This window comes from Allorhizobium sp. GW101-3B10, from assembly GCF_059424725.1.
On sequence record NZ_JBWKZR010000001.1, the window covers coordinates 898,543 to 920,501 of the forward strand.

Genomic DNA, 21,959 nt, shown 5'->3' on the forward strand with positions numbered 1-21,959 from the left:
ACGGCCGTACCCGTTTGCCGCGTGCCCGGCTTGCCAATCGGACCGATCTTTGCTGTTGGTGAACGATAGTCATTTTCGTTCGCCGGGCTCCCGATGTTCAAAGACCTTTCGTTCCAAAGCTTTTTCATGGGCTGCCTGACGGCTTTCGTCGGATTTGCCAGCTCGTTCGCCGTGGTGCTGCAGGGGCTGAAGGGCGTCGGCGCGACAGACTATGAGGCGGCCTCCGGGCTGATGGCACTGTCGGTGTCGATGGGGCTCTGCGCGATCGTCTTGAGCGCCTGGACGAAGCTGCCGGTGTCGATCGCCTGGTCGACGCCGGGGGCGGCGCTGCTGGCGACCGCCGGCACGGTCGAGGGCGGTTTTGCCGCCGCCGTCGGCGCCTTCCTGGTCTGCGGTCTGCTGATCGTCATCGCGGGACTGTTCCGGCCGCTCGGCCGGGCAGTCGCGGCGATCCCGGCGCCGCTCGCCAATGCCATGCTGTCGGGCGTCATCCTCGGCCTGTGCTTCGCCCCGTTCAAGGCGATCGCCTTCGATCCGATGCTCGGCCTGCCGATCCTCGTCGCCTGGGCGGCGGTGCTGGCCTTCAAGCGGCTCTATGCCGTGCCGGCGGCATTGCTCGCCTTCGTCATCGTGATGGTGTTCGGCGTGGACTTGCCGGAGGGCGCGATGGCGACCTGGGCGCAGTCGCTGGCGCCGCCGATTGAACTCGTCGCCCCGGTCTTCACCTTGCCGGCGCTGATCTCGATCGCGCTGCCGCTGTTCATCGTCACCATGGCGTCGCAGAACATTCCCGGCATCGCCGTGCTGAAGGTCAACCACTACAATCCCAATCCCGGGCCGCTGTTTGCCGTGACCGGGCTGTTTTCGCTGCTTTCCGGCCCCTTCGGCGGCCATGCGGTCAACCTGGCGGCGATCACCGCGGCGATGTGCGCCGGCGAGGACGCCCATCCCGATCCGAAGAGGCGCTACTGGGCGGCGATCATCGGCGGCGTCGGCTATATCGTGTTCGGTCTTCTGGCCGGCGCGGTCACCGCCTTCGTCTCGCTTGCGCCGCCGATCCTGATCCAGGCGGTGGCAGGCCTCGCGCTGATCGGCGCGTTTTCCGGCTCGGCCGTTGCCGCCTTCAAGGAGCCGGAAACCCGCGAGGCGGCGGCCGTCACCTTCCTCATCACCGCGTCCGGCGTCTCCTTCGGCGGCATTTCCGGTGCCTTCTGGGGGCTGGTGGCCGGGGGATTGATGCTTGGTTTCCTGAAGATCGCCGCCGCCCGGCGGTGAACGTGAGGCGAGGATGGTGTTCTTGCGCCCGATGGCTCGAGGAAAAATTGAAGTCCCTCACTGGCGCCGAATAACGGGCTTGCGCGATGTGTCGTCGCGCGTTATCTCTTGTCCATCATGACCCATATCGGCTCGACCCTGTTTGCGACCCTGAAAGCTGCCCGTCCCGCGGCCGGCTTCGTCGCGTCGGCGCCAAACTCGCTTCTTCTTAGCCTTATCCGCGGTTGCCGGGTCCTTTGAGGAGCGCCCGGCGGCCGGATAGCCGCATGGCTCAGCTCCTCGAAGCAAATCCCCTACACTGAGACCATTTGGCCGACTTGAGGCCAGCATTTGCCGTCGCGAAATCGCGCTTGATGCGCTAAGAGCCGGGCATATGCGGAAGAGGAAGAGATGAACGACATGACGATGAAATCCGGAGCCGGCGTTGTGGGAATGCCCGAGGCGGTGATCAAGTACCACGCCTATCCGCAGATCGACATCAAGGACCGCACCTGGCCGTCGAAGACCATCACCAAGGCGCCGATCTGGTGCTCGGTGGACTTGCGCGACGGCAACCAGTCGCTGGTCAATCCGATGGGCCACGACCGCAAGGCCCGCATGTTCCAGCTGCTGCTGGACATGGGCTTCAAGGAAATCGAGATCGGCTTTCCGTCCGCCTCGCAGACCGATTTCGACTTTGCCCGCTGGTGCGTCGAGGAAGGCAATGTGCCTGACGACGTATCGCTGCAGGTGCTGGTGCAGTGCCGGCCGGAGCTGATCACGCGGACCTTCGAGGCGCTGGAAGGCGCGAAGCGTCCGATCATCCATTTCTACAATTCGACCAGCGAGTTGCAGCGCCGCGTCGTGTTCGGCAAGGATGTCGCCGGCATCAAGCAGATCGCCGTCGATGCGGCGAAGATGATCACCGACATGGCGGCGAAGGCCGCCACGGGTGCGAATGGCGGCTTTCGCTTCGAATATTCGCCGGAGAGCTTCACCGGCACCGAACTGGAGGTGGCGCTGGAGATTTCCAATGCCGTCATCGACATCATCAAGCCGACGCCGGACAACAAGCTGATCCTGAACCTGCCGTCGACCGTCGAGATGGCGACGCCGAACATCTATGCCGACCAGATCGAGTGGATGTGCCGCAACATCGACAATCGCGAGAATGTCATCATCTCGCTGCATCCGCACAACGACCGCGGTACCGGGATCGCGGCGACCGAGCTCGGCCTGATGGCCGGCGCCGACCGCGTCGAGGGCACGCTGTTCGGCAATGGCGAGCGCACCGGCAATGTCGACATCGTCACGCTGGCCTTGAATATGTTCACGCAAGGCGTTGATCCGAAACTGGATTGTTCCGACATCGAGCGGATCAAGGCGGTCTATGAATATTCGAACCAGATGACCATTCCGGAGCGCCACCCTTACGTCGGCGAGCTGGTCTATACCGCGTTTTCCGGCTCGCACCAGGATGCGATCAACAAGGGCATGAAGGCGCGGCGCACGGCCAATTCTCCCTTGTGGGAAGTGCCTTACCTGCCGATCGACCCGCAGGACGTCGGCCGGACCTACGAGGCGATCATCCGCATCAACTCGCAATCCGGCAAGGGCGGCATCGCCTACATCCTGCAGGAGGACTACGGCATCAACCTGCCGCGCGCCCTGCAGGTGGAGTTCCGCGAGGACATCCAGCGCATCACCGACGAGGAAGGTGTCGAACTGCCTTCGAAGCGCATCTATGAGCGTTTCATCGAGCGCTATGTCGAGCAGCCCGGCGGACGCCTGAAATATGTCGATCACCACACCTATGCCGATCCGGCCCAGAAGGGCCGCCGCATCGTCGCCGCCGAGATCACCGACGGCGGCGAGACGAAGCGGATCGAAGGGCAGGGCACCGGCCCGATCGACGGCTTCATCAATGCGCTGTCGAGCTATCTGGGTATCGAGCTGACGGTTGCCGACTATTCCGAGCATTCGCTGCAGCACGGCTCCAACGCCTCGGCGATCGCCTATGTCGAAGTGGTGCATCCGGGCGGCAAGCTGTTCGGCGTCGGTATCAACACCAATATCGTCGCGGCTTCGCTCGAGGCGATCGTCTCGGCGGCAAACCGGGTTCTCGACGAACGCGCGACGAAGGGCTGAACCATGGCGCTCCACGCGGTAGTGATCGGAGATGTGAGGAGCGCACCGCCGCTCGTGCTTCTGCACGGTTTCGGCTGCGGGGCTTTCGTCTGGAAAAAGGTCATGGCGGGGCTCGGCCCCGCCCTGCCGGTGATCGCCTATGACATGCCCGGTCATGCCGGCTCGCTCGAAGCCGACGGGATCGGCGGGGCCGGCAAGATGGCCAAGGCGATCCGCAACGATCTCGACCTGCGCGGCGTCACCGCCTTTCATGTCGCCGGGCATTCGCTCGGCGGCGCCACGGCGGCGCTCCTGGCGCTTCGCGAGCAGAAGCGGGTCTTGAGCGCGACGCTCCTGGCGCCCGGCGGCTTCGGCCCCTCGATCAACCACCGCCTGCTGTCCCACTATGCCCAGGCCGAAACCCATCTCGACCTGATATGGGCGCTGGAAGGCATGTCCGGCTTCAATGCGACGATCGATGACGATCTGGTCGACGACATGCTGGCGGTCCGGCACCAGCCGGGCGCGCAGGCGGCCTTTCAGCATATCTTCGAGGCGATCACCTTCGTGGCGCCGAGCGGCGAACGGCTGCAGGGCGAACTGCCGCTCGATGCGCTGGCGGCGCTCACCATGCCGATCCGGGTGGTCTGGGGCGGGGAGGACTGCATCCTGCCGTCGTGGCAGGCAGACCGGCTGCCCGCCAACATAGCGTTGACCAGGATCGCCAATGCCGGCCACATGCTGATCGACGAATGCCCGGAGGCGGTGGCCGCCGTGATTCGCGAGATGACGGCCTGACCCATCGGCGGATGGACGCCTTTGGCCGTGACGGCAAGGCATGACCCGTCTGACGGACCGGCAAGGGGGCGTCAGCATTGCAGATCCTGGGGCAGGGTGCTGCTGGCCCTGCATGGCCCGATCCTCTGTTTGCCGCACTCGTCAATCGTGTTCGCCCGGGCGAGCGGCAAGCTGTCGATGCGCCCGCGCCGCGCCGGCTTCCTGCCGGCTCGATCCGCGCGGCATATTGGGCCGCGGGAACGCAGTTGAATTTGCTGCCGCTCCCGATTAGTCAATCGACTGATTGTTCGCTGGGAGGAGTGCATGGCCAGACAGGTATCGGGGGCGGCCGGCACGCGGGCATCGCTGATCTCGGCGGCGCTCGAGTTGTTCGGCAATCGCGGATACGAAGCCGTATCAACGCGGCAGATCGCCGACCATGCCGCGGCCAATATCGGCAGCATCGCCTATCATTTCGGCGGAAAGCCGGGCCTGAGGACGGCATGCATCGAATATGTGATCGGGGTCGTTCTCGAATCGCTCGGCGCTCCGCTGACGCAGCCGTTGCCGCCAATGCTGACGCCGGACGAGGCGCTTGATCTTCTCGACGGCATGATCGGCACGCTGATCCTGATCGGCTCGACGCGGCCGGACGCCGACCGGATCTCCACCTTCATGACCCGGGAACTGGTCGTGCCGGGCGAGGTCGACGGCCTGCTCTACGAGAAGATGGCGCAGCCGCTGCATGAGCGTTTCTGCCAGTTGTTCGCCATTGCCGTCGGCCGTCCCGGCGATGCCGACGCGCTGTCGCTTACCGTGTTTTCGCTCATCGGCCAGGCCGTGTTCTTCCGGATCTGCAAGCCGGTCGTGGTCAAGCGCATGGGATGGTCCGGCTTCGGGCTCGACGAGGCGCAGGCGGCCATAGCGGTCCTTTCCGACAACCTGCGGGCGATCGTCGCTCGCCACCGCGAGCGCAACAGAGCCGAGAGCGTCTCCCGGCCAGATTGAAGCATTCTAGCCGAAAAGGATCTGGTGATGGTCGTGGCGGAGTTTGACGGCGGCGTCGAACAGGCTGTGGCGGTCCCATTTGAGATTCCACGCGCCCGGCTCGCCGCTGATCGAGAAGAGATTGTATCCGGCGGGCGGTTTCGGCGCGCCGGGGCCTTGCGAGGCCGAGGCGATGCCGACGACAGGCACGCGCTTGCCGTGGGCGTCAAGCCAGTAGAGCGTGTTGAGATGGGTATGCCCGTGCAGCACGAGTTCGGCGCCGCCCAGCGAGATCGCCGCGGCGAAACGACGGATGCCGATCATGCGCTTGTGGGAGGCGGCCGCACCCCGGATCGGCGGATGATGGATCATCACCACGCGGAACAGGCCTTCCTCGCCGGCAGCCCTCAAGAGTTCGGCCGTCTCGCGCGCCTGGCGGGCGCTGAAATAGCCGGTGGCGGAGAAGGGGGGCGTGGCGATCGAGGTGGAACAGCCGATCAGGGCCACGGGTCCGCGCCGGCGGATATAGGGAAACAGCTTGTAGCCGTCCCGCCAGATCAGCGGGTCGTCGTCGCCGCGCATGTAGTCGTACCAGGCTTGCACCGCCTTGTCGTGAGCGCCGGGCACATAGGCGTCGTGATTGCCGGGTACGACCGAGGTATCGAGCGGCGCGCCGGCCTGGCGCAGCCACTCGGCGACAAGGCGAATCTCGATGCCGGAGGCGAGGTTGACCATGTCGCCGGTGATGGCCAGGTGGTCAGGCTCGTGCTGGCGCAGGTCCTCCATCACCAGATCGAGCGCATTGGTGAAAAGATGCTTGCGCCGGTTGCGGTGCCAGTTCACATAGCCGGTGATGCGCTTGGAGGCCAATTCGCGGATGGTCAGGTTCGGGAGCGGGCCCAGATGAACATCGGATATATGCGCGAGCTTGAACATGGCGCCACTCTTAAAGACGCGGTGCGACGGGAGCAAGAAGAATGAACCAGCAAAAGGGCCTGGATGAGGGGACGGGGCTGCGGCGGCGCCTGTTGCTGAAGGTGTTGCACGGCTATTTTGCCATGTCGCGCGGCATGACGCTCGGCGTGCGGGCCGCCTGCTTCAACCCGCAAGGCGAGATCTTCCTCGTGCGCCATTCCTATGTTCCCGGCTGGTACATGCCGGGCGGCGGCGTCGAGCGGCACGAGACGGCCTTCGAGGCGCTGGAGAAGGAACTGCGCGAGGAGGGCAATCTTCAGCTCACCGCCCCGCCGCAGCTCTTCCATGTCTATTTCAACCGCCGCATCAGCCCGCGCGACCATGTGCTGCTCTATCGCACCGAAGTGGTCCAGACGGCGCCGCGGCTTGCCGACCGCGAGATCGTCGAGGCCGGTTTCTTCGATCCGCGCGACCTGCCGAAGGACGTGACCTCCGCCACGCTCCGGCGGCTGGCGGAGTTGAGCGGCGAGGTCAGCCCCGCCGATATCTGGTGAGTTCCGGCGTCTCCGCCAGCGCGTCACGCCCATGCGGGCGGTCGAGGTCGAGGGCGGGGCCGACGGGTACGATGCCGGTCGGATTGATCGTCTTGTGGCTGCGGTAGTAGTGGTGCTTGATGTGGCGCATGTCGACCGTCTCGGCGACGCCCGGCGTCTGGTAGAGGTCGCGGACATAGGCCGAAAGGTTCGGATAGTCGACGATGCGCCGGATATTGCACTTGAAGTGGCCGACATAGACCGGATCGAAGCGCACCAGCGTGGTGAACAGCCGCCAGTCGGCTTCGGTCAGGCGCGCGCCGAACAGGTATCGATTGGTCGCGAGACGCTCCTCCAGTTCGTCCAGCATGGCAAAGAGCGGCATGACCGCACTTTCATAGGCGGCTTGAGTCGTGGCGAAGCCGGCCTTGTAGACGCCGTTGTTGATCGCGTCATAGATCCGGTCGTTGAGCGCGTCGATGTCTTGGCGGAGGTCGTCAGGGTAGTAGTCGGTCTGCGAACCCGTCAGGCCGTTGAAGGCCGTGTTGAACATGCGGATGATGTCGGCCGACTCGTTGGAGACGATCGTTCCGGTCTGCTTGTCCCACAGCACCGGCACGGTGACGCGGCCGGAATAGGCCGGATCGGCCTTCAGGTAGACCTGGTAGAGAAAATCCGAGCCGAACAGATGGTCGACGGTCGCGCCGTCGCGGTCGTGGAATTCCCAGCCGTTTTCCAGCATCAGAGGATCGACGATCGACAGCGAGATCAGGCCTTCCAGGCCCTTCAGCTTGCGGGAGATCAGGGTGCGGTGGGCCCAGGGACAGGCGAGCGACACATAGAGGTGGTAACGCCCGGCCTCGGCCTTGAATCCGGCGCTGCCGGTCGGGCCAGCCGAGCCGTCGGCGGTCACCCAGTTGCGGAACTGCGCCTTGGAGCGCTCGAAGCGGCCGGCAGTGGATTTCGTGTCATACCAGACGTCGTGCCAGACGCCGTCAATGAGCATGCCCATCGGCGCTCTCCTGTCAGTTGTTCATGTCCTGGCCCATAGATACGCCTCGCCGCGCATATTGGGAGATGCCAAGGGGTGAACACTGCGTTTTTCCATTGGACGGCCGGAAAATTTGCTGCTATCCGGGATTTCGCAAAACGGATGACCCTTTTCCATGACCGCACCACGGACCCTGCGACGACGCTGATGCTTCCCGAACGCCCCTTGGGCGTTAACGAGAACCCATATCTCTGTCTGTCTTGCTGGTTCGTTCATCCATGAAAAATCACGGTCTTGTCTACCTCACCGAGGATGCGTCGCACGACGCGGTCATCGAACACATCAACGAAGAAGCCTTTGGCCCCGGCCGGCATACCCGCGCGGCTGCCCGCATCCGCGAGCAGGGGCCGCATGACCGGCACCTGTCCTTCATCTGCGCCGACGACGGCGAGACGATCGCCTCGGTGCGGATGACGCCGGTGATTGCCGGGACGGTCAAGGGCCATCTGCTCGGGCCGCTGGCCGTCCGTCCCTCGCACAAGAACCGGGGGATCGGCCGGGAACTGGTGCGCATCGCCATCGAGGCGGCGCGCCGCGCCGGCTCCGAAGCCGTCATCCTGATCGGCGATCCGCCGTATTACATGCCGCTCGGCTTCGAGAAGGTGGCTTGGAAGGCGCTGGATTTTCCGGGCCCGGTCGATCCGGCGCGAGTGCTGGTCGTGCCGCTCGGCGCCGACGTGCACGAGCGGCTGACGGGTCTGATCGCCTGGCGGCCGGCGGATGACGATTGGGAGTGCGAGGCGGCCACGCAGGGCCGCCCGGCTTGTCGTTTCAGAGTGTCGAGTCGTAGTTGACCGGCACCCAGTCGAAATTGCTGTCGTCGCGCCTCACATGCCCGATGCCGGGAAAGGCGATATGGGCGCCGGCGACCAGATAGCCCTCGGCCACCGCCTCGTCGAAGGCCTTGGCCCGTGCGGCGATCGCCGCGTCCTTGTCGTGATCGAATTCGATGGCCACATCCGGCTGGTCGAACTGCAGGACGTCGCCATGGGTGATGTCGCCCCAGAAGACGATCTTGCTGCCCTTGCTTTCCACCACGATGGCGCTGTGGCCCGCCGTATGGCCGGCCCTGAGGATCGACCCGAAGCCAGGCAGAACATCGCCGTCGTCGGCGAAGGTCTCGAAACGGCCCGCGTCGATATAGGGTGTCAGTGCGGCGTGGGCTTCGGCGAACTGCGTCTTGATCGCCTCCGCCGTCTTCTGCCGTTCGGCCGGATCCTGCCAGAAGGCTGCCTCGCGCTTGTTGACATGCAGGGTGGCATTTTCAAACACGCGCTTGCCTTCGATGGCCAGACCGCCGGAATGGTCGGTGTGGACATGGGTGAGGATGACGTCATCGATGTCGGCGGCGCGATAGCCTGAGGCCTCGATATTGGTAACGAGATGGCCAAGCGAAGGCCCAAAATAGTTGCCGGTGCCGGCGTCGATCAGCACAAGCTTCTCGCCTGTGTTGACCAGGAAAGCATTGACGGAGGTCTCGGTGGGGCTGCCCTGGAAGGCGGCGGCAAGGGCGGCTGTGGCCTCCTTCTCGGTGGTGTTTTTGTAAAGCTTGGCCAGCGGCAGGGAAATGGTGCCGTCGGACAGGGCCGTCACTTCGACCGTGCCGAGGTTGAGGCGATAGAAGGCCGGCGCCTGGCGCGCCGCAAACGGTGCCTTGGCATAGGCCGACAGGGGCAGGCTGGTCGCGGCGCCGGCGGCCAGCACCGCAGTGCCGGCGGTTTTGAGAATGGATCGACGTGTGTGCATGGTGGCACTCCCGATTGTTCGATGTGACGAGGTGGCCTTGCAAGAACCTTGCAAACAGGTATCTATGACTGGGTCAGCAATCAAATCGATACGGCTCATGGACACTATCGATCATTTCAATCTTCGTTCCTTCGACCTCAACCTGCTGGTCGCCTTCGACGCCCTGATGGCGGAGGGCAGCGTGACCAGGGCGGCGCGGCGGCTGAAGATCCAACAGCCGGCGATGAGCCATGCGCTCTCCACCTTGCGAGTCCTGTTCCAGGACGAGCTGTTCCTGCGCAACGGCCAGACCATGCAGCCGACGGCGCGGGCGCGCAGCCTGTCCGGGCCGATCCGCCAGGCGCTGAAGCAGGCACAGACGGCATTGACGGCGGCCGATATGTTCGATCCGGCGACCGAGCAGCGCGTGGTGCGGATCGGCATGTCGGCAGAGGTCGAGCTGCTGCTTTTGCCGGACCTGACGGCGCGGCTGCGCCGGTTGGCGCCGGGTATCAAGATCTTGGCGCGCGGTTGCCAGCCGGACGAGGTGGATGCGATGCTCGACGGTGGTGCCATCGATCTTGCCGTTGGCTGCACCTATGCCCAGGCGAACCGGCGGATCTGCGAGATGCTGTTCGATGCCGAGGTGGCCTGCTGCTACAATCCTCAACTGCTGGCGCTGGATAATCCCGTGCCGTTCGACGCCTATCTGGCGGCCGACCATGCCGTCATCTCGCAAACGGAAAGCCTGCACGGCTGCATCAAGGAAGCGCTGGAATTTGCCGGCGTGGAGCTGAACATCGTCACGGCGGCGCCCGATTTCATGTCGGTTCTGGTCACGGCGCGCATCAGCCCGGTGATCGCCACGGTCTCGGCGCGGATCGCCCAGCGCTACGGGCCGCTGCTGGGACTTGTCACGAGTCCGGTGCCGCTGAGCTTGAGGTTCCGGCCGGTCGCCATGGTCTGGCCGACCCATTCCGACAATGACCTTGCCGGGCGCTGGCTGCGCCAGCAGATCCGCGAGGTGATGAGCGAGACTTTGACCGTGACGCCGACAACGGGCCTTAAAATCGCTTCATGAGCCAGGTGATCGCGAAGTCGCCGGTGAAATTGTCGAGCGTGCCGAAGACCGAATAGCCCTGCCGCTCATAGGCGCGGCGGGCGTCGGGATTGATCGTGTCGATATAGGCACCCTTGCAGCCGCGGACCTTCGCCTCGTCCTCCGCCCTTTGCAGCAGCGCACCGGCCAGCCCCTGGCCGCGCCGGTGCTCCGGCACGAACAGCATTTCCACATAGAGCCAGCCGCGCCCGGTATAACCGACCAGGCCGCCCTCGACCTGTTCCTCTGCATCGGTCAGCGGAATGAACAGGTCGCGCCGGTCGGTCGGCCCGAGCAGGGCATTGTTGTGCGCCTTGATCCCGGCGAGGATGGTTTCACGGGCGTCGTCGGGGACGGTTTCGGAAAGGGGGAGGGGGAGGTTCATGGGGAGAGGTTAGGGGGAATTGGGGCGGATGTCGATGGGGGGCTGGCAGCGCAATCAACGGCAGATTGTCGAACATTGTCGGCCTGAGTCAACTCTGCTAGCTGGGTTCGAGCCCGTGTCGATGGAGTGGCGACCTTGAGACTTGTTACCTTTCATGGTTCAGCCCAGGATGAGACTGCCTTGTCTGCATTCGCTCATGAGGTTGCGCCAAACTGGCCGCATCTGGCGCCGAGGGGGCCGATAGCCTCCGGAGAAGGATTCACATTCACCACGCGCCGTCCTGACCGCAGTATTGATACAAGTGCGGTCGTTGCGCTTGCCAGAGAAACGCTGTCCCCGACGGGTGACCTGGGAGCAATGGGCGGAAGCTTGGTGGCGCTTGGCTATTCCAGCGGGGCCATATTTATCTCGGCCCTGCTGTCGATCGCACCTGAACGGTTCGCCGGTGCTGTATTGCTACGCCCGGAGCCACTTGCGGGTGATTTTGTGTTCCCCACGATGGCTGCGATGCCCGTTCTCATCCTGTCTGGCAAGAACGATGACCGACGGAAGCCATGCGCTGCGCCCCGGCTGGCCATGCAGCTTTCAGATGCCGGCTCGATAGTGACACATCATGCGCTTGAAGCGGGGCATGGATGGGCGCCGAACCGTGCAGATGCGATTCTGACCCGCTCGTGGCTCAGCCAGTTTTCTGCCTAGGACGCAGTGTGCGAGGTGACCTTGTCGAGCGGTTGCACGGACAAGCGCATGCCCATGCTGCGAAGCAGGGCGCTCAGGTTGCGTAGTTCCGGATTCCCTGTTTCCGAGAGGGTCCGGTAGAGTTGCGTCGGGTTCAGTTCGGCCGACTTCGCGACGGCGGGCAGGCCGCCGAAGGCCTTGGTCATCTGGCGAAGCGTCACCAGCAACTCACCCTGATCGCCGTCTGCCAGGATCGCGTCGAGCGTGGCAGCCGCCATCTGCGGATCATCTCGGAAGAGATCCGCCATCGCATCGTCATGGCTGCGGTCTTTCATCAACATCACTCCTTCAGTCGGTGCGGCTGTTCCAGTCGCGCCAGTAGGTGCAGGCTCGGTCGATATCGGCGTCCTGCGTTCGCTTGCTTCCCCCGCATAAGAGCAGAATCACAGCCTTGCCTGACCTCGCGCAATAGACCCTGTAGCCCGGGCCCACATCTATGCGCAGTTCAAATACGCCCTCGCGTATCGGTTTGAAATCACCGAAGTTGCCCAACTCCAGCCGGTTCAGTCGCCGGATAATCGCTGCCTTGCCCTGCAGGTCACGGAGTGTCCGCAGCCATTCGACAATCAGGTCCTCGCCATCGCGCGTCAGGTAGTGGCGTATGGTCAGCATATAATATATCTTCGTTTAAAAACGAATTCAACGCAAGCAATATCCGAATACCCCCTCCTTGGGGCCCGAGCCCAGCTTCTGGCGCTGGTCTGCCGAGCCTCAAGTCTGATCCATGTTGATCCGGCAAGTCGGTCGCAAGCGCCCGCTCTACCGCCCCTCACGCCACCACGTCGTCGACATCGCCAAGAGCAGCACCGCCAATCCCGCGAAGCCGGCAAACAGCGGCAGGGTATTGACGCCTTTCAGCACCGTTTCGTCGGTGAGGCGCACCAGCAGGCGGCGGTCGTCGGCGATGCGGACGTCGCCGCGGACGGGAAGGATGTCGGGGAGGCGAAGGCCGCCCTTGCCGTCGTCGAGGCGGGCGATCCTGCCGCGGGTCTCGGTGGCGATCGGCTTCAGCGTGTCGAGGGTGGAGACCATGGCCTTGAATTCGGGCGCGTCGACCGCGCCGACATGGACGAGGGTGGAGAATTCGCCGTTGGCGATGGTGAAGAGGCCGGTTTCGTCCATGCGCTTTTCGCCGCGATAGAGGCCGGGCGCGATCTCGGTCAGCGCCAGCGTCTCGGTCTTGCCCGACGGCGTGCGGATGGTGGCGGCGCCCGGATCGCCGGCGATCGTCTGGCGGGTCACTTCCAGCGTGCGGCCGCTAGCGCGGGCCTTCAAGGCCTCTTCCTCGAGTTCCGGCTCCTTCATCAGCCAATGGGCGATGCGGCGATAGAGCGAGACATGCGGGCCGCCGCCCTCGAAGCCGCGGGCCCAGAGCCAGCCCTGGTCGGAGAGCAGCATGGCGACGCGGCCTTCCTCGGCGCGGTCGAGCACCAGAAGCGGGCGGCCGTCGGCGGCGGTCATGACCGTTTCGCCGCGCGGCGGGTCGACGTCGACGCTGCGGAACCAGCGGCCCCATTGCGGCGGCTCGAGGGCCGAGCCGTCGAGCCCGCGGGTGACGGGGTGGCGCTTGCCCTGGTCGGAGAGGCGCGGATAAAAAGCCGCCTCGTGCATGTTGCCGGTCGGGGCGGCGGGAAGCACGGAGGCGAGCGGGGTAATGGCGATCGAATCCTCGCCCGCATGTTCCGGGCCGGCGGCGATCAGCAGGGCACCGCCCTTCTTCACGTATTCGGCGATGTAGTCGTAATAGAGGATCGGCAGCACGCCACGGTGCTGGTAGCGGTCGAAGATGATCAGGTCGAAATCGTTGATCTTCTCGACGAAGAGTTCGCGCGTCGGGAAGGCGATCAGCGACAATTCGTTGATCGGCGTGCCGTCCTGCTTTTCCGGCGGGCGCAGGATGGTGAAATGCACCAGGTCGACGGCGGCGTCGGATTTCAACAGGTTGCGCCAGGCGCGCTCGCCAGCATGGGGCTCGCCGGAGACGAGCAGCACGCGCAGGTTCTCGCGGATGCCCTCGATCAGGTGGATCGCCTTGTTGTTGACCTCGGTGACCTCGCCGGGCGTGGCGGCGACGGTGAATTCCAGCACATTATTGCCGCCGCGCGGCACCTTGAAGCCGAAGGGCGTCTCGACACCGGGCGTGGCATTCAGCGTGGCGATCTCCTCGCCGTTCATGCGCACGGTGACGGTGGCCGGCGTATCGGTGCGGCGGCCGTCGTCGAAGACGCGTAAGCTCAGTTCCTGGTCCTCGTCGACGATGCCGAAGCGCGGCGCGCGCAGCACCTCTATGCGGCGGTCGAACTCGTCGGCCTTGCCGGTGACGAGGCCGTGGACGGGGGCATCGAAGCCAAGCGCCTGGCCGGCGGCGGGCGCGTCGTGGACCTGTCCGTCGGTGATGAAGACGGCGGCGCCGATGCGCGCCGGCGGCACATCGGAGATGGCCGAGGCCAGCGCCTCGAACAGCCGGGTCGAGGGCGCGTCGGAGGTGGCGGGGTCGCGCACCTCGACGATGCGCGGCTCGATGCGGGCAAAGCGCGACAGCCGATCCTTCAGGCCCTCGAGCGCCGCATCGGTCATGGCGATGCGTTCCGGCGTTTCCTGGCTCTGGCTGCGGTCGACGATGACCGGAACGACGGTGGAGAGCGCCTCGCGGTCCTCCTGCATCAGAAGCGGATTGGCGAGTGCTGCCAGCACGGCCGCCGAGGCGAGCAGGCGGATGCCGGTGCCGCGCACGCCGCGGGCGAAACCCGCCGTGGCGAGGATAAGGGCCAGCACGGCGAGGGCCAGAAGGATGAACCAGGGAATGAAGGGAGCGAACTGGAGTGTCATGTCACTGCCCCAGCCGTTCGAGGAGGGCCGGCACATGGACCTGGTCGGCCTTGTAGTTGCCGGTCAGCATGTACATCATGATGTTGACGCCGGAGCGGAAGGACATTTCGCGCTGCATCTCGTCCGGCGGCACGGTCGGCAGGACCGAGGCACCATTGGCATCGATCGCCCAGGCGCCGAGCAGGTCGTTGCCGGTGATCAGGATCGGCGAGACGCCGTCGCCGGTGGAGGCGACGCCGCTGTTGGAGGTCCTGGCCTCCTGGCGCGCCTCGACCCAGAGCGGGCTGCCGGTGTAGCGGCCGGGAAAATTGGTCAGCAGATAGAAGGACCGCGTCAGCACGTGGTCGGAGGGCACCGGCTCCAGCGGCGGGATGTCGATATTGGCGAGGATCGCCTGCAGCCGCTCGCCATTGGCACTCGGTCCGCTTTCGTCGCCCAGCGCGGAGAACTGGTCGCGCGTGTCGAACAGCACGGTGCCGCCGGCGCGCATATAGGCGTCGATCCGGCTGATCGCAGCGGCAGACGGCATGGGGGCGGTCGCCGAAATCGGCCAGAAGATGATCGGGTAGAAGGACAGCTCGTCGCTGCTGATGTCGAGGCCGACGGGCGGGGCCGGCTCCAGCGTCGTGCGGTAGGTGAGGAAATCGGTGAGGCCGCGCAGGCCGTCTTCCGACAACTGGTCGACCTCGGCCTCGCCGGTGACGACATAGGCCAGATGGGTGTTGTCGAGGCGTTCGAGGATCACCGCGTCGCCGGGCTTGGCGTCGTCGGCCGATGCGCGGTCGCCTGGCGCGAAGAGCGCGAGGCAAGCGAGCGCCACGACGGACGCGGTGGCGGTGCGGCGCGGCAGGCGGGAAAAGGCGCCGCCCATGAACAGAACGACGAGGCTGTCGATGACGAGAAGTGCGAAGGCCAGCGTCAGCAGGATCGGCTTCAGCGGCAGGGCGGCGGTGCCGGCCAACGGTTCGCGGGCCACGGCAAGCGCGGCATCGACTTTCAGCGGCTTCAGCTCGGCGCCGGCGGGCAGGAGGTTCAACGCGGCAAAGCCGTCCTCGGTGCCGTAGAGGCCGGGCGGGTTGTCGAAGGTCGCCGACGTCGGCCGCGCCTCGCCGAGATCGAGCGGGCGGGCGTTGGCTGTGTCTGCGGTCAGCGCGCCGCGTTCGGTGAGCAGGCGGAAGGGCGCAAGCGTGGCCCTGGCTGCCGGATCGGCATTGGCCGCGGCCGTGCCGGCGCGCGACAGCTGCACCACCCGGCGCAGCATTTCGACGAATTCGCCGGAGATCGGCAGGTCGGACCAGGTGGCCTCGGCGCTGACATGGAAGAGCACGGTGCGGCCGGCGCCGCTTTCTCTGACGGTGACGAGCGGCGTGCCGTCGGCAAGACTCGCCCAGGTGCGTTCGGCCAGATCCGGCGTCGGCTCCGCCAGCACCTGGCGCTTGATCAACACGCCGTCCGGCCTCGGCATGCCGGCAAAGGGGCCGAATTTCGGGAAGTCCGCGAGCGGCTGCGGCTCCGCCCAAGACAGCGCACCGCCGAGTTCGCGTTCGCCCTGGCGCAGGATGACGGGCACCAGCGGATCGCCGACCGGGGCGGCGGCGAGGCGGGGGCCGGCAAAGCGGATCAGCGTGCCGCCCTGAGCGATCCAGGCCTGCAGCGGCTCGTAGACCGCTTCCGGCAGGCGGCCGATGTCGGCCAGCACGATCGCGGAGGGCTTTTGCGCCAGGATCTCCGGCACGGAGACGGCGAGATCGGCGACGCCGGGCTTGATCAGGTCGGCATAGGGCGCGAGCGCCCGCTCGATATAGTAGAGCGGCGAAAGCAGTGGCTGGAAATCGTCGCCGACATCGCCGGAAATCAGCGCCACGCGGCGGCGGCGGAAACCGTCATCGAGCAGGTGCGTCGCGCCGGCCGTGGCAAGGCCGGCGATCGACAGGCGGGCAAAGTCGTTGCGCAGTTCGAACGGGGCGGTGATCTGGCCGCTGGCCACGGTTGCGCCGGGGGCGAAGTCGACATTGCCCGAGGCGATGACGCGGCCCTGGCGGTCCTGCGCGTCGACGATCAGGCTCCGCGCGGCGCTGCCGTCGAGGCGCGACAGGGTGACGGTGAGGGCATCGGCGCCGTTGGATGCGCCGGTGATGGCGGTCGCGGCGGCGTTGTCGCCCTCGATCAGGCGGAGCTGTGCCGGCGAAAGGGCGGCCAGGTCGGCCATCAGGTCTTCCTTGTCGTCGGCGGCGATGCCGTCGGAGAGGACGGCCAGCGTGCCGGGCCTCGTGCCGTCAAGTGCTGCGCGAAGGGCGTTGAGCGCGTGGGCGCGGTCAGGCCGCAGCGGCTTCGGGCTTGCGGCGCGCAGTTTTTCCAGGGCGGCTGCGGCGCCGGTCGGCACGGCGTCGTGGCTGGCATCGGCGGCAAAGACGATCGACACCGGCAGGTCGCGGTCGCTTGCATCGCCGATCAGGGCTTCGGCGGTGGCGACGCGTCGGTCCCAGTCGGCGACGGTCGCCCAGCCATTGTCGACGAGAAGCACCAGCGGGCCGTCGGTGGAAAGTGAGGCGTTGCGCGGATTGAGCACCGGGTCGGCCAGCGCGAAGATCACCAGGGCCGCGAGCATCATGCGCAGCAGCGTCAGCCACCACGGGCTCTTCGACGGCGTCTCGTCGCGTTTGAGCACACCGGCGAGGATGCGCAGGGGCGGGAAGACTTCGGTCTTCGGGCGCGGCGGGGTGAGCTTCAGCAGCCACCAGATCAACGGCAGGGCGGCGAGCGCAATCAGCACGGCGGGAGTGGCGAAGGCGAGCGGCAGGGCGTTCATGGCGCGGCGCTCCGGCTGACGAGCGGCGGCGTGCCGGAGAGATATATGTGGACCGCGACCAGCGCCTCGGAGGCGAGACGGTCGGTCGAATGGTGGACGAAGCTCCAGCCGAGTCGGCGCAGCTGCTCGCCGAGGTTTTCGCGCCGGGCGAGATAGGCGCGGCGATAGTCGTCGCGCAGACCCTCGGCGCGGCCGGAGACGAGCTTCTGGCCGGTTTCCGGATCGGTGAATTCGGTACGGCCGGTATAGGGGAAGCTTTCCTCGGCCGGATCGGCGATCTCGACCACGTGGCCGCGCAGGCCGCGGCGGGCGAGCGGCGCGATTTTCTCCATGATCGCGTCGGCGTCGTCGAGGAAGTCGCCGATCAAAACGATGTCGCTCGCGCCGCGGATCATCGCCGTGTCCGGAAGCCCCCCCGACAGCGGCGTGTGGATGATCGCGGTCGCCAGCCGTTCGGCGGCGTTGCGGGCCGAGGCCGGCTCCATGACGCCCGGGCAGCCGATGCGTTCGCCGGAGCGGGCGAGGATTTCGGCAAGCGCCAGCATCAGCACGAGGGCACGGCTTTCCTTGGAGACGGGGGCGAGCGTCGACTTGTACATCATCGACGGCGAAAGATCGGCCCAGAGCCAGACGGTGTGGGCGGCCTCCCATTCGCGGTCGCGGATATAGGTGTGGTCGTCGCGGGCGGAGCGGCGCCAGTCGATGCGGGCGAAGCTTTCGCCTTCCGCATAGGGGCGGAACTGCCAGAAATTCTCGCCGATGCCGCGCTTGCGCCGTCCATGCCAGCCGGCGATCACCGTATTGGCGATACGGCGGGCCTCCACCATGCAATCGGGCACGAGGCTGGCGCGCTGGCGGGCGCGGGTCAGCGCGTCCCCGGCGGGGGTCTGCTCGACGATCTGGCCGATGGCTGCCACGTGTCCGCGATCCTTCCCGGTTTCTAGCCGCGCGCCTGCTTCACCAGACCGGCGATCACGTCGCGCACCGACATGCCTTCGGCGCGGGCGGCGAAGGTGAGCGCCATGCGGTGTTCGAGAACGGGTTCGGCCAGTGCATGGACGTCGTCGAGCGAAGGGGCAAGACGGCCTTCATAGAGCGCGCGGGCGCGGGCGCAGAGCATCAGCGCCTGGCCGGCGCGCGGGCCGGGGCCCCAGGCGACCGCCTTGTCGGTCTCGGCATTGCCGTGGCCGGGGCGGGCGGAGCGGACGAGGGACAGAATGCCGTCGACGACGCTGTCGGAAACCGGCATCTGGCGGATCAGTTTCTGGATCTCGATCAGGCGGGGGGCGGTCAGGACGCCGGCCGCCTTCTGGTCGCTGACGCCGGTGGTTTCGAGCAGGATCTGCCGTTCGGCGGCCAGTTCCGGATAGCCTACGTCGACCTGCAGCAGGAAGCGGTCGAGCTGGGCTTCGGGCAGCGGATAGGTGCCTTCCTGCTCCAGCGGGTTCTGGGTGGCGAGAACGTGAAAAGGAGCGGGCAGGTCATAGGGCCGGCCGGCGATGGTCACCTGATATTCCTGCATCGACTGCAGCAGCGCCGACTGGGTGCGCGGGCTTGCGCGGTTGATCTCATCGGCCATCAGCAACTGGGCGAAGACCGGACCCTTGATGAAGCGGAAGGAGCGCCGGCCGTTCTCGTCCTGGTCCATGACCTCGGTGCCGAGAATGTCGGAGGGCATCAGGTCGGGGGTGAACTGGATGCGGTTGGCGTCGAGGCCGAGCACGGTGCCGAGCGTGGTGACGAGCTTGGTCTTGGCAAGACCCGGCACGCCGACGAGCAGCGCATGGCCGCCCGAGAGGATGGCGAGCAGGGTGTTCTCGACCACCTTTTCCTGACCGAAAATGACCTTCGAGACGGCCAGGCGCACGGCGGCGATGTCGGCCAGGGCCTTTTCGGCGGCCGCGATGATGGCCTTTTCGTCGAGGGCGGCATCCGGGGTTGGCATCAGGCCCATGGTCTTCTCCATCTGGTTTTGCCGTCGCGGCCGAATCGGGGCGGTCTTCCCGACAGCGGCACATGAAACTAACTTATTCCCCAACGGGCGGCTGACAAGCGCGTTTCGAATGACTATCTCGTGACATAACACTGATTAGGCACCAACCGGGACGCAAAGATGGCAGGCGATACGCTGAAGGCGACGACGGATGCGGCCGGACTGGCGGCGATGATTTCGCGCGCGGCGGCGCAGACGGCCGGCGGCAAGCCGAGCCTGCCGCCCGTGGAGCGCTGGGAACCGCCATTCTGCGGCGATATCGACATGGAAATCCGCGCCGACGGGACCTGGTTCTACATGGGCACGCCGATCGGCCGCGCGCCGCTGGTGCGGCTGTTCTCGACGGTGTTGCGCAAGGACGAGGACGGCAAGACCTATCTCGTAACACCTGTGGAGAAAGTCGGCATCCGCATCGAGGATGCACCCTTTCTCGCGGTCGAGATGAGCGAGAGCGAGCGGGACGGGAACAAGCTGCTGACCTTCCGCACCAATGTCGGCGACGTGGTCGAGGCCGGGCCGGACTATGCGCTGCGCTTCGTCGTGCATGGTGAGAACCATGAGCTCAAGCCTTACCTGCATGTGCGCGGGCGGCTGGAGGCGCTGGTGTCGCGCGCCGTTATGTATGACCTTGTGGAGCAAGGCGAGACGGTGGAGATCGACGGGGTGGAGATGTTCGCGATCCGCTCGGGCGGGACGATCTTTCCGGTGATGCCGGCGGCAGAACTCGACCGGCTGTCGAAATGAGTTTCGACATCTATTCCGCCGCCGACTTCCGTCACCGCGCGCTGAACCAGATCGGTGCGCCGATCGAGCATGCCTGGCGCGATCACGGCGACCACATCCTCAATCCGGCGACGCTGCTCGAGGTCGAGGGGCTGAAGCTCAAGGACGCGGCCGTTCTGGTTCCGGTGGTCGATGATCCAGAGGGGGCCAAGGTGATCCTGACCCAGCGCACGGCGAAGCTTCGCAAGCATTCCGGCCAGGTCGCCTTTCCCGGCGGCGGCATCGACGAGGGCGACCTGTCGCCGGAAGTCGCGGCGCTGCGCGAGGCGGAGGAGGAGATCGGGCTCGATCCGTCCTTCGTCGAGACGGTCGGCCGGCTGCCGCAATATCTGTCCGGCACGGGCTTTCGCATCGTGCCGGTGCTCTCCGTGGTCCGGCGCGGCTTCGTCATCAAGCCCAATCCCGACGAGGTCGATGCGGTCTTCGAAGTGCCGCTGTCCTTCCTGATGAACCCGGACAATCACCAGCGCGACAGCCGCACCTGGCAGGGGATCATCCGGCATTTCTACGTGATGCCCTATGGCGAGCGCCATATCTGGGGCATTACCGCCGGCATCATCCGGACGCTTTATGAAAGGCTCTATGCATGACCAACCTGTCGAACGAGACCTGGTTCACCGATCCGGCGCTGCAGCGGCTGTTCGCGCTGCTCAATGTCGATGGCGGCGAGGCGCGCGTCGCCGGCGGGGCGGTGCGCAACAGCCTGATGGGCCTGCCGGTCGCCGATATAGACCTTGCGACCACGCTGCCGCCCGAGACGGTGATGGAGCGCGCCAAGGCGGCCGGGATCAAGGCGGTGCCGACCGGGATCGACCACGGCACGGTGACGCTGGTGCTCGACGGCAGGGGCTTCGAGGTGACCACGCTTCGCCGCGATGTCGAGACCGACGGCCGCCGCGCCAAGGTGGCTTTCGGCGAGGACTGGCAGGAGGACGCCGAGCGCCGTGACCTGACGATCAACGCGCTCTATGTCGGTGCCGATGGCGAGGTGATCGACCTCATCGGCGGACTTCCGGATGTCGAGACGAAGACGGTGCGCTTCATCGGCGACGCGGACACGCGGATCGCCGAGGACTATCTGCGCATCCTGCGCTTCTTCCGCTTCTTCGCCCATTATGGCGGCGGGCGGCCGGATCCAGCGGGCCTCAAGGCCTGTTCGCGGGCGAAGGACAAGCTTTCGACCCTTTCGGCGGAGCGGGTCTGGGCGGAGACGAAGAAGCTGCTGTCGGCCCGCGATCCGGGCCGCGCGCTGTTGTGGATGCGCCAGTCCGGCGTGCTCGGGGCCATCCTGCCCGAAACCGAAAAGTGGGGTATCGACGCGATTCCGGCCTTGGTCGCCGCCGAGCAGGCGCTCGGATGGGAGCCGGAGCCGATGCTGCGGCTCGCTGCGATCGTGCCCAAGGACGCCGAGCGGCTGGCGGCCCTTGCGCAACGGCTGCGCCTCTCGAATGCCGAGGCCGCTTTCCTCGACCGCTTTGCCCGGGCGCCGAAGCCGAACGGTGAGGTGACGGACGCGGCCTTCGACCGTGAGCTCTATCGCCTGGGCAAGGACAGTGTGATCGCGTCGCTGAAGATCGATCTGGCCACCGCGCGCAGCAACGCCGCCGCAGACCCGAAGGCGATGGCGCGGGCCGGGCGGCTGTCAGTCCTCTTGACGCGGGCGGAAAAATTCGAGCGGCCGTCCTTTCCCTTGAGCGGCGCCGATGTGCTGGCGGCCGGGACTTCGCCGGGACCCAAGGTGGGTGAAACGCTGAAAGCGCTGGAGCAGGAATGGATCTCGTCCAACTTCTCCTTCGACCGGGCGAAGCTGCTCGCCCGGCTGTCGGACCTCGTCAGGAACTGATTCAAGTCGTTGCGAAAACGATTCCGTCAGGCCGGCCAAGCGACTGAAACTGCACGGATTTCGCGGCGGTTCTCAGATGTTGAATCAAGTGCCGGCGGGGCCATGGAGACC

21 protein-coding genes are annotated in these 21,959 nt (G+C 66.0%); 11 read left to right on the forward strand and 10 right to left on the reverse strand.

Translation table 11 applies throughout. From position 1 onward, the window contains the following. The first annotated feature begins 93 nt into the window (after window positions 1–93). The 4 genes from AC07Y0_RS04240 to AC07Y0_RS04255 all read left to right on the forward strand — a co-directional run bounded on the left by AC07Y0_RS04240 (window position 94) and on the right by AC07Y0_RS04255 (window position 5,166). The gene (locus tag AC07Y0_RS04240) at window positions 94–1,275 is read left to right on the forward strand and encodes a benzoate/H(+) symporter BenE family transporter (RefSeq protein ID WP_498674835.1); all 1,182 of its coding nucleotides are present in this window, start codon (window positions 94–96) and stop codon (window positions 1,273–1,275) included. Window positions 1,276–1,674: 399 nt separating this feature from the next. Then, window positions 1,675–3,402: a 2-isopropylmalate synthase gene (gene leuA, locus AC07Y0_RS04245; RefSeq protein WP_498674837.1), complete on the forward strand. Its 1,728-nt coding sequence runs from the start codon at window positions 1,675–1,677 to the stop codon at window positions 3,400–3,402. A 3-nt stretch (window positions 3,403–3,405) separates the two neighbouring features. Further along, on the forward strand, window positions 3,406–4,179 hold the full coding sequence (locus AC07Y0_RS04250; RefSeq protein WP_498674839.1) for an alpha/beta fold hydrolase: 774 nt from the start codon (window positions 3,406–3,408) through the stop codon (window positions 4,177–4,179). Between the two features lie 303 nt (window positions 4,180–4,482). Continuing rightward, window positions 4,483–5,166, forward strand: coding sequence for a CerR family C-terminal domain-containing protein (locus tag AC07Y0_RS04255; protein WP_498674840.1), 684 nt, complete (start codon window positions 4,483–4,485; stop codon window positions 5,164–5,166). 6 nt (window positions 5,167–5,172) lie between these two features. On the opposite strand, the gene AC07Y0_RS04260 is transcribed toward AC07Y0_RS04255, so the two are convergent. Further along, window positions 5,173–6,081 carry a metallophosphoesterase family protein gene (locus AC07Y0_RS04260; RefSeq protein ID WP_498674842.1) on the reverse strand — a complete coding sequence of 303 codons (909 nt, stop codon included), beginning with the start codon at window positions 6,079–6,081 and terminating at the stop codon, window positions 5,173–5,175. 41 nt (window positions 6,082–6,122) lie between these two features. Here AC07Y0_RS04260 and AC07Y0_RS04265 point away from each other — a divergent pair, with 41 nt between their 5' ends. Continuing rightward, the gene (locus AC07Y0_RS04265; protein ID WP_498674844.1) at window positions 6,123–6,614 is read left to right on the forward strand and encodes an NUDIX domain-containing protein; all 492 of its coding nucleotides are present in this window, start codon (window positions 6,123–6,125) and stop codon (window positions 6,612–6,614) included. On the opposite strand, the gene AC07Y0_RS04270 is transcribed toward AC07Y0_RS04265, so the two are convergent. After that, on the reverse strand, window positions 6,592–7,605 hold the full coding sequence (locus AC07Y0_RS04270) for a glutathione S-transferase family protein (RefSeq protein ID WP_498674845.1): 1,014 nt from the start codon (window positions 7,603–7,605) through the stop codon (window positions 6,592–6,594). The genes AC07Y0_RS04265 and AC07Y0_RS04270 overlap by 23 nt on opposite strands. 257 nt (window positions 7,606–7,862) lie before the next feature. Here AC07Y0_RS04270 and AC07Y0_RS04275 point away from each other — a divergent pair, with 257 nt between their 5' ends. Beyond that, a complete protein-coding gene (locus AC07Y0_RS04275; RefSeq protein WP_498674847.1) occupies window positions 7,863–8,438 on the forward strand; it encodes a GNAT family N-acetyltransferase in 576 nt (191 codons plus the stop codon). On the opposite strand, the gene AC07Y0_RS04280 is transcribed toward AC07Y0_RS04275, so the two are convergent. Next, window positions 8,416–9,390, reverse strand: a complete 975-nt coding sequence (locus tag AC07Y0_RS04280; protein ID WP_498674849.1) for an MBL fold metallo-hydrolase — start codon at window positions 9,388–9,390, stop codon at window positions 8,416–8,418. The two genes, AC07Y0_RS04275 and AC07Y0_RS04280, sit on opposite strands and share 23 nt — an antisense overlap. A 97-nt stretch (window positions 9,391–9,487) precedes the next feature. On the opposite strand from AC07Y0_RS04280, the gene AC07Y0_RS04285 reads away from it, so the two are divergent. After that, a complete protein-coding gene (locus AC07Y0_RS04285; RefSeq protein ID WP_498674851.1) occupies window positions 9,488–10,450 on the forward strand; it encodes a LysR family transcriptional regulator in 963 nt (320 codons plus the stop codon). Here the strand turns inward: AC07Y0_RS04285 and AC07Y0_RS04290 are convergent. Further along, window positions 10,434–10,853 carry a GNAT family N-acetyltransferase gene (locus tag AC07Y0_RS04290; protein WP_498674853.1) on the reverse strand — a complete coding sequence of 140 codons (420 nt, stop codon included), beginning with the start codon at window positions 10,851–10,853 and terminating at the stop codon, window positions 10,434–10,436. The genes AC07Y0_RS04285 and AC07Y0_RS04290 overlap by 17 nt on opposite strands. Before the next feature lie 135 nt (window positions 10,854–10,988). On the opposite strand from AC07Y0_RS04290, the gene AC07Y0_RS04295 reads away from it, so the two are divergent. Beyond that, window positions 10,989–11,552 (forward strand): alpha/beta hydrolase, encoded by a 564-nt coding sequence (locus tag AC07Y0_RS04295; RefSeq protein WP_498674855.1) that lies wholly within the window; start codon window positions 10,989–10,991, stop codon window positions 11,550–11,552. On the opposite strand, the gene AC07Y0_RS04300 is transcribed toward AC07Y0_RS04295, so the two are convergent. The 6 genes from AC07Y0_RS04300 to AC07Y0_RS04325 all read right to left on the reverse strand — a co-directional run bounded on the left by AC07Y0_RS04300 (window position 11,549) and on the right by AC07Y0_RS04325 (window position 19,183). Continuing rightward, complete coding sequence (locus AC07Y0_RS04300; protein WP_498674857.1) at window positions 11,549–11,866, reverse strand: helix-turn-helix domain-containing transcriptional regulator; 318 nt, start codon at window positions 11,864–11,866, stop codon at window positions 11,549–11,551. The genes AC07Y0_RS04295 and AC07Y0_RS04300 overlap by 4 nt on opposite strands. A 13-nt stretch (window positions 11,867–11,879) precedes the next feature. After that, window positions 11,880–12,203 (reverse strand): type II toxin-antitoxin system RelE/ParE family toxin, encoded by a 324-nt coding sequence (locus AC07Y0_RS04305; protein WP_498674860.1) that lies wholly within the window; start codon window positions 12,201–12,203, stop codon window positions 11,880–11,882. A 147-nt stretch (window positions 12,204–12,350) separates the two neighbouring features. Next, window positions 12,351–14,420, reverse strand: a complete 2,070-nt coding sequence (locus AC07Y0_RS04310; protein ID WP_498674864.1) for a hypothetical protein — start codon at window positions 14,418–14,420, stop codon at window positions 12,351–12,353. Between the two features lies 1 nt (window position 14,421). Continuing rightward, window positions 14,422–17,229, reverse strand: a complete 2,808-nt coding sequence (locus AC07Y0_RS04315) for a DUF4159 domain-containing protein (protein WP_498674865.1) — start codon at window positions 17,227–17,229, stop codon at window positions 14,422–14,424. Then, on the reverse strand, window positions 17,226–18,146 hold the full coding sequence (locus AC07Y0_RS04320; RefSeq protein WP_498674867.1) for a DUF58 domain-containing protein: 921 nt from the start codon (window positions 18,144–18,146) through the stop codon (window positions 17,226–17,228). Before AC07Y0_RS04320 ends, AC07Y0_RS04315 begins: the two co-directional genes overlap by 4 nt. 23 nt (window positions 18,147–18,169) lie before the next feature. Continuing rightward, the gene (locus tag AC07Y0_RS04325) at window positions 18,170–19,183 is read right to left on the reverse strand and encodes an AAA family ATPase (RefSeq protein ID WP_498674869.1); all 1,014 of its coding nucleotides are present in this window, start codon (window positions 19,181–19,183) and stop codon (window positions 18,170–18,172) included. Window positions 19,184–19,342: 159 nt separating this feature from the next. Here AC07Y0_RS04325 and AC07Y0_RS04330 point away from each other — a divergent pair, with 159 nt between their 5' ends. Genes AC07Y0_RS04330 through AC07Y0_RS04340 form a run of 3 tightly spaced genes read left to right on the forward strand, consistent with a single transcriptional unit; the run spans window position 19,343 to window position 21,848 of the window. Beyond that, entirely contained in the window at window positions 19,343–19,966 is a 624-nt protein-coding gene (locus AC07Y0_RS04330) for a DUF1285 domain-containing protein (protein ID WP_498674871.1), read from the forward strand. Beyond that, on the forward strand, window positions 19,963–20,595 hold the full coding sequence (locus AC07Y0_RS04335; RefSeq protein WP_498674874.1) for a CoA pyrophosphatase: 633 nt from the start codon (window positions 19,963–19,965) through the stop codon (window positions 20,593–20,595). Before AC07Y0_RS04330 ends, AC07Y0_RS04335 begins: the two co-directional genes overlap by 4 nt. Next, on the forward strand, window positions 20,592–21,848 hold the full coding sequence (locus AC07Y0_RS04340) for a CCA tRNA nucleotidyltransferase (RefSeq protein WP_498674876.1): 1,257 nt from the start codon (window positions 20,592–20,594) through the stop codon (window positions 21,846–21,848). Before AC07Y0_RS04335 ends, AC07Y0_RS04340 begins: the two co-directional genes overlap by 4 nt. The last annotated feature ends 111 nt before the right edge of the window (window positions 21,849–21,959 follow it).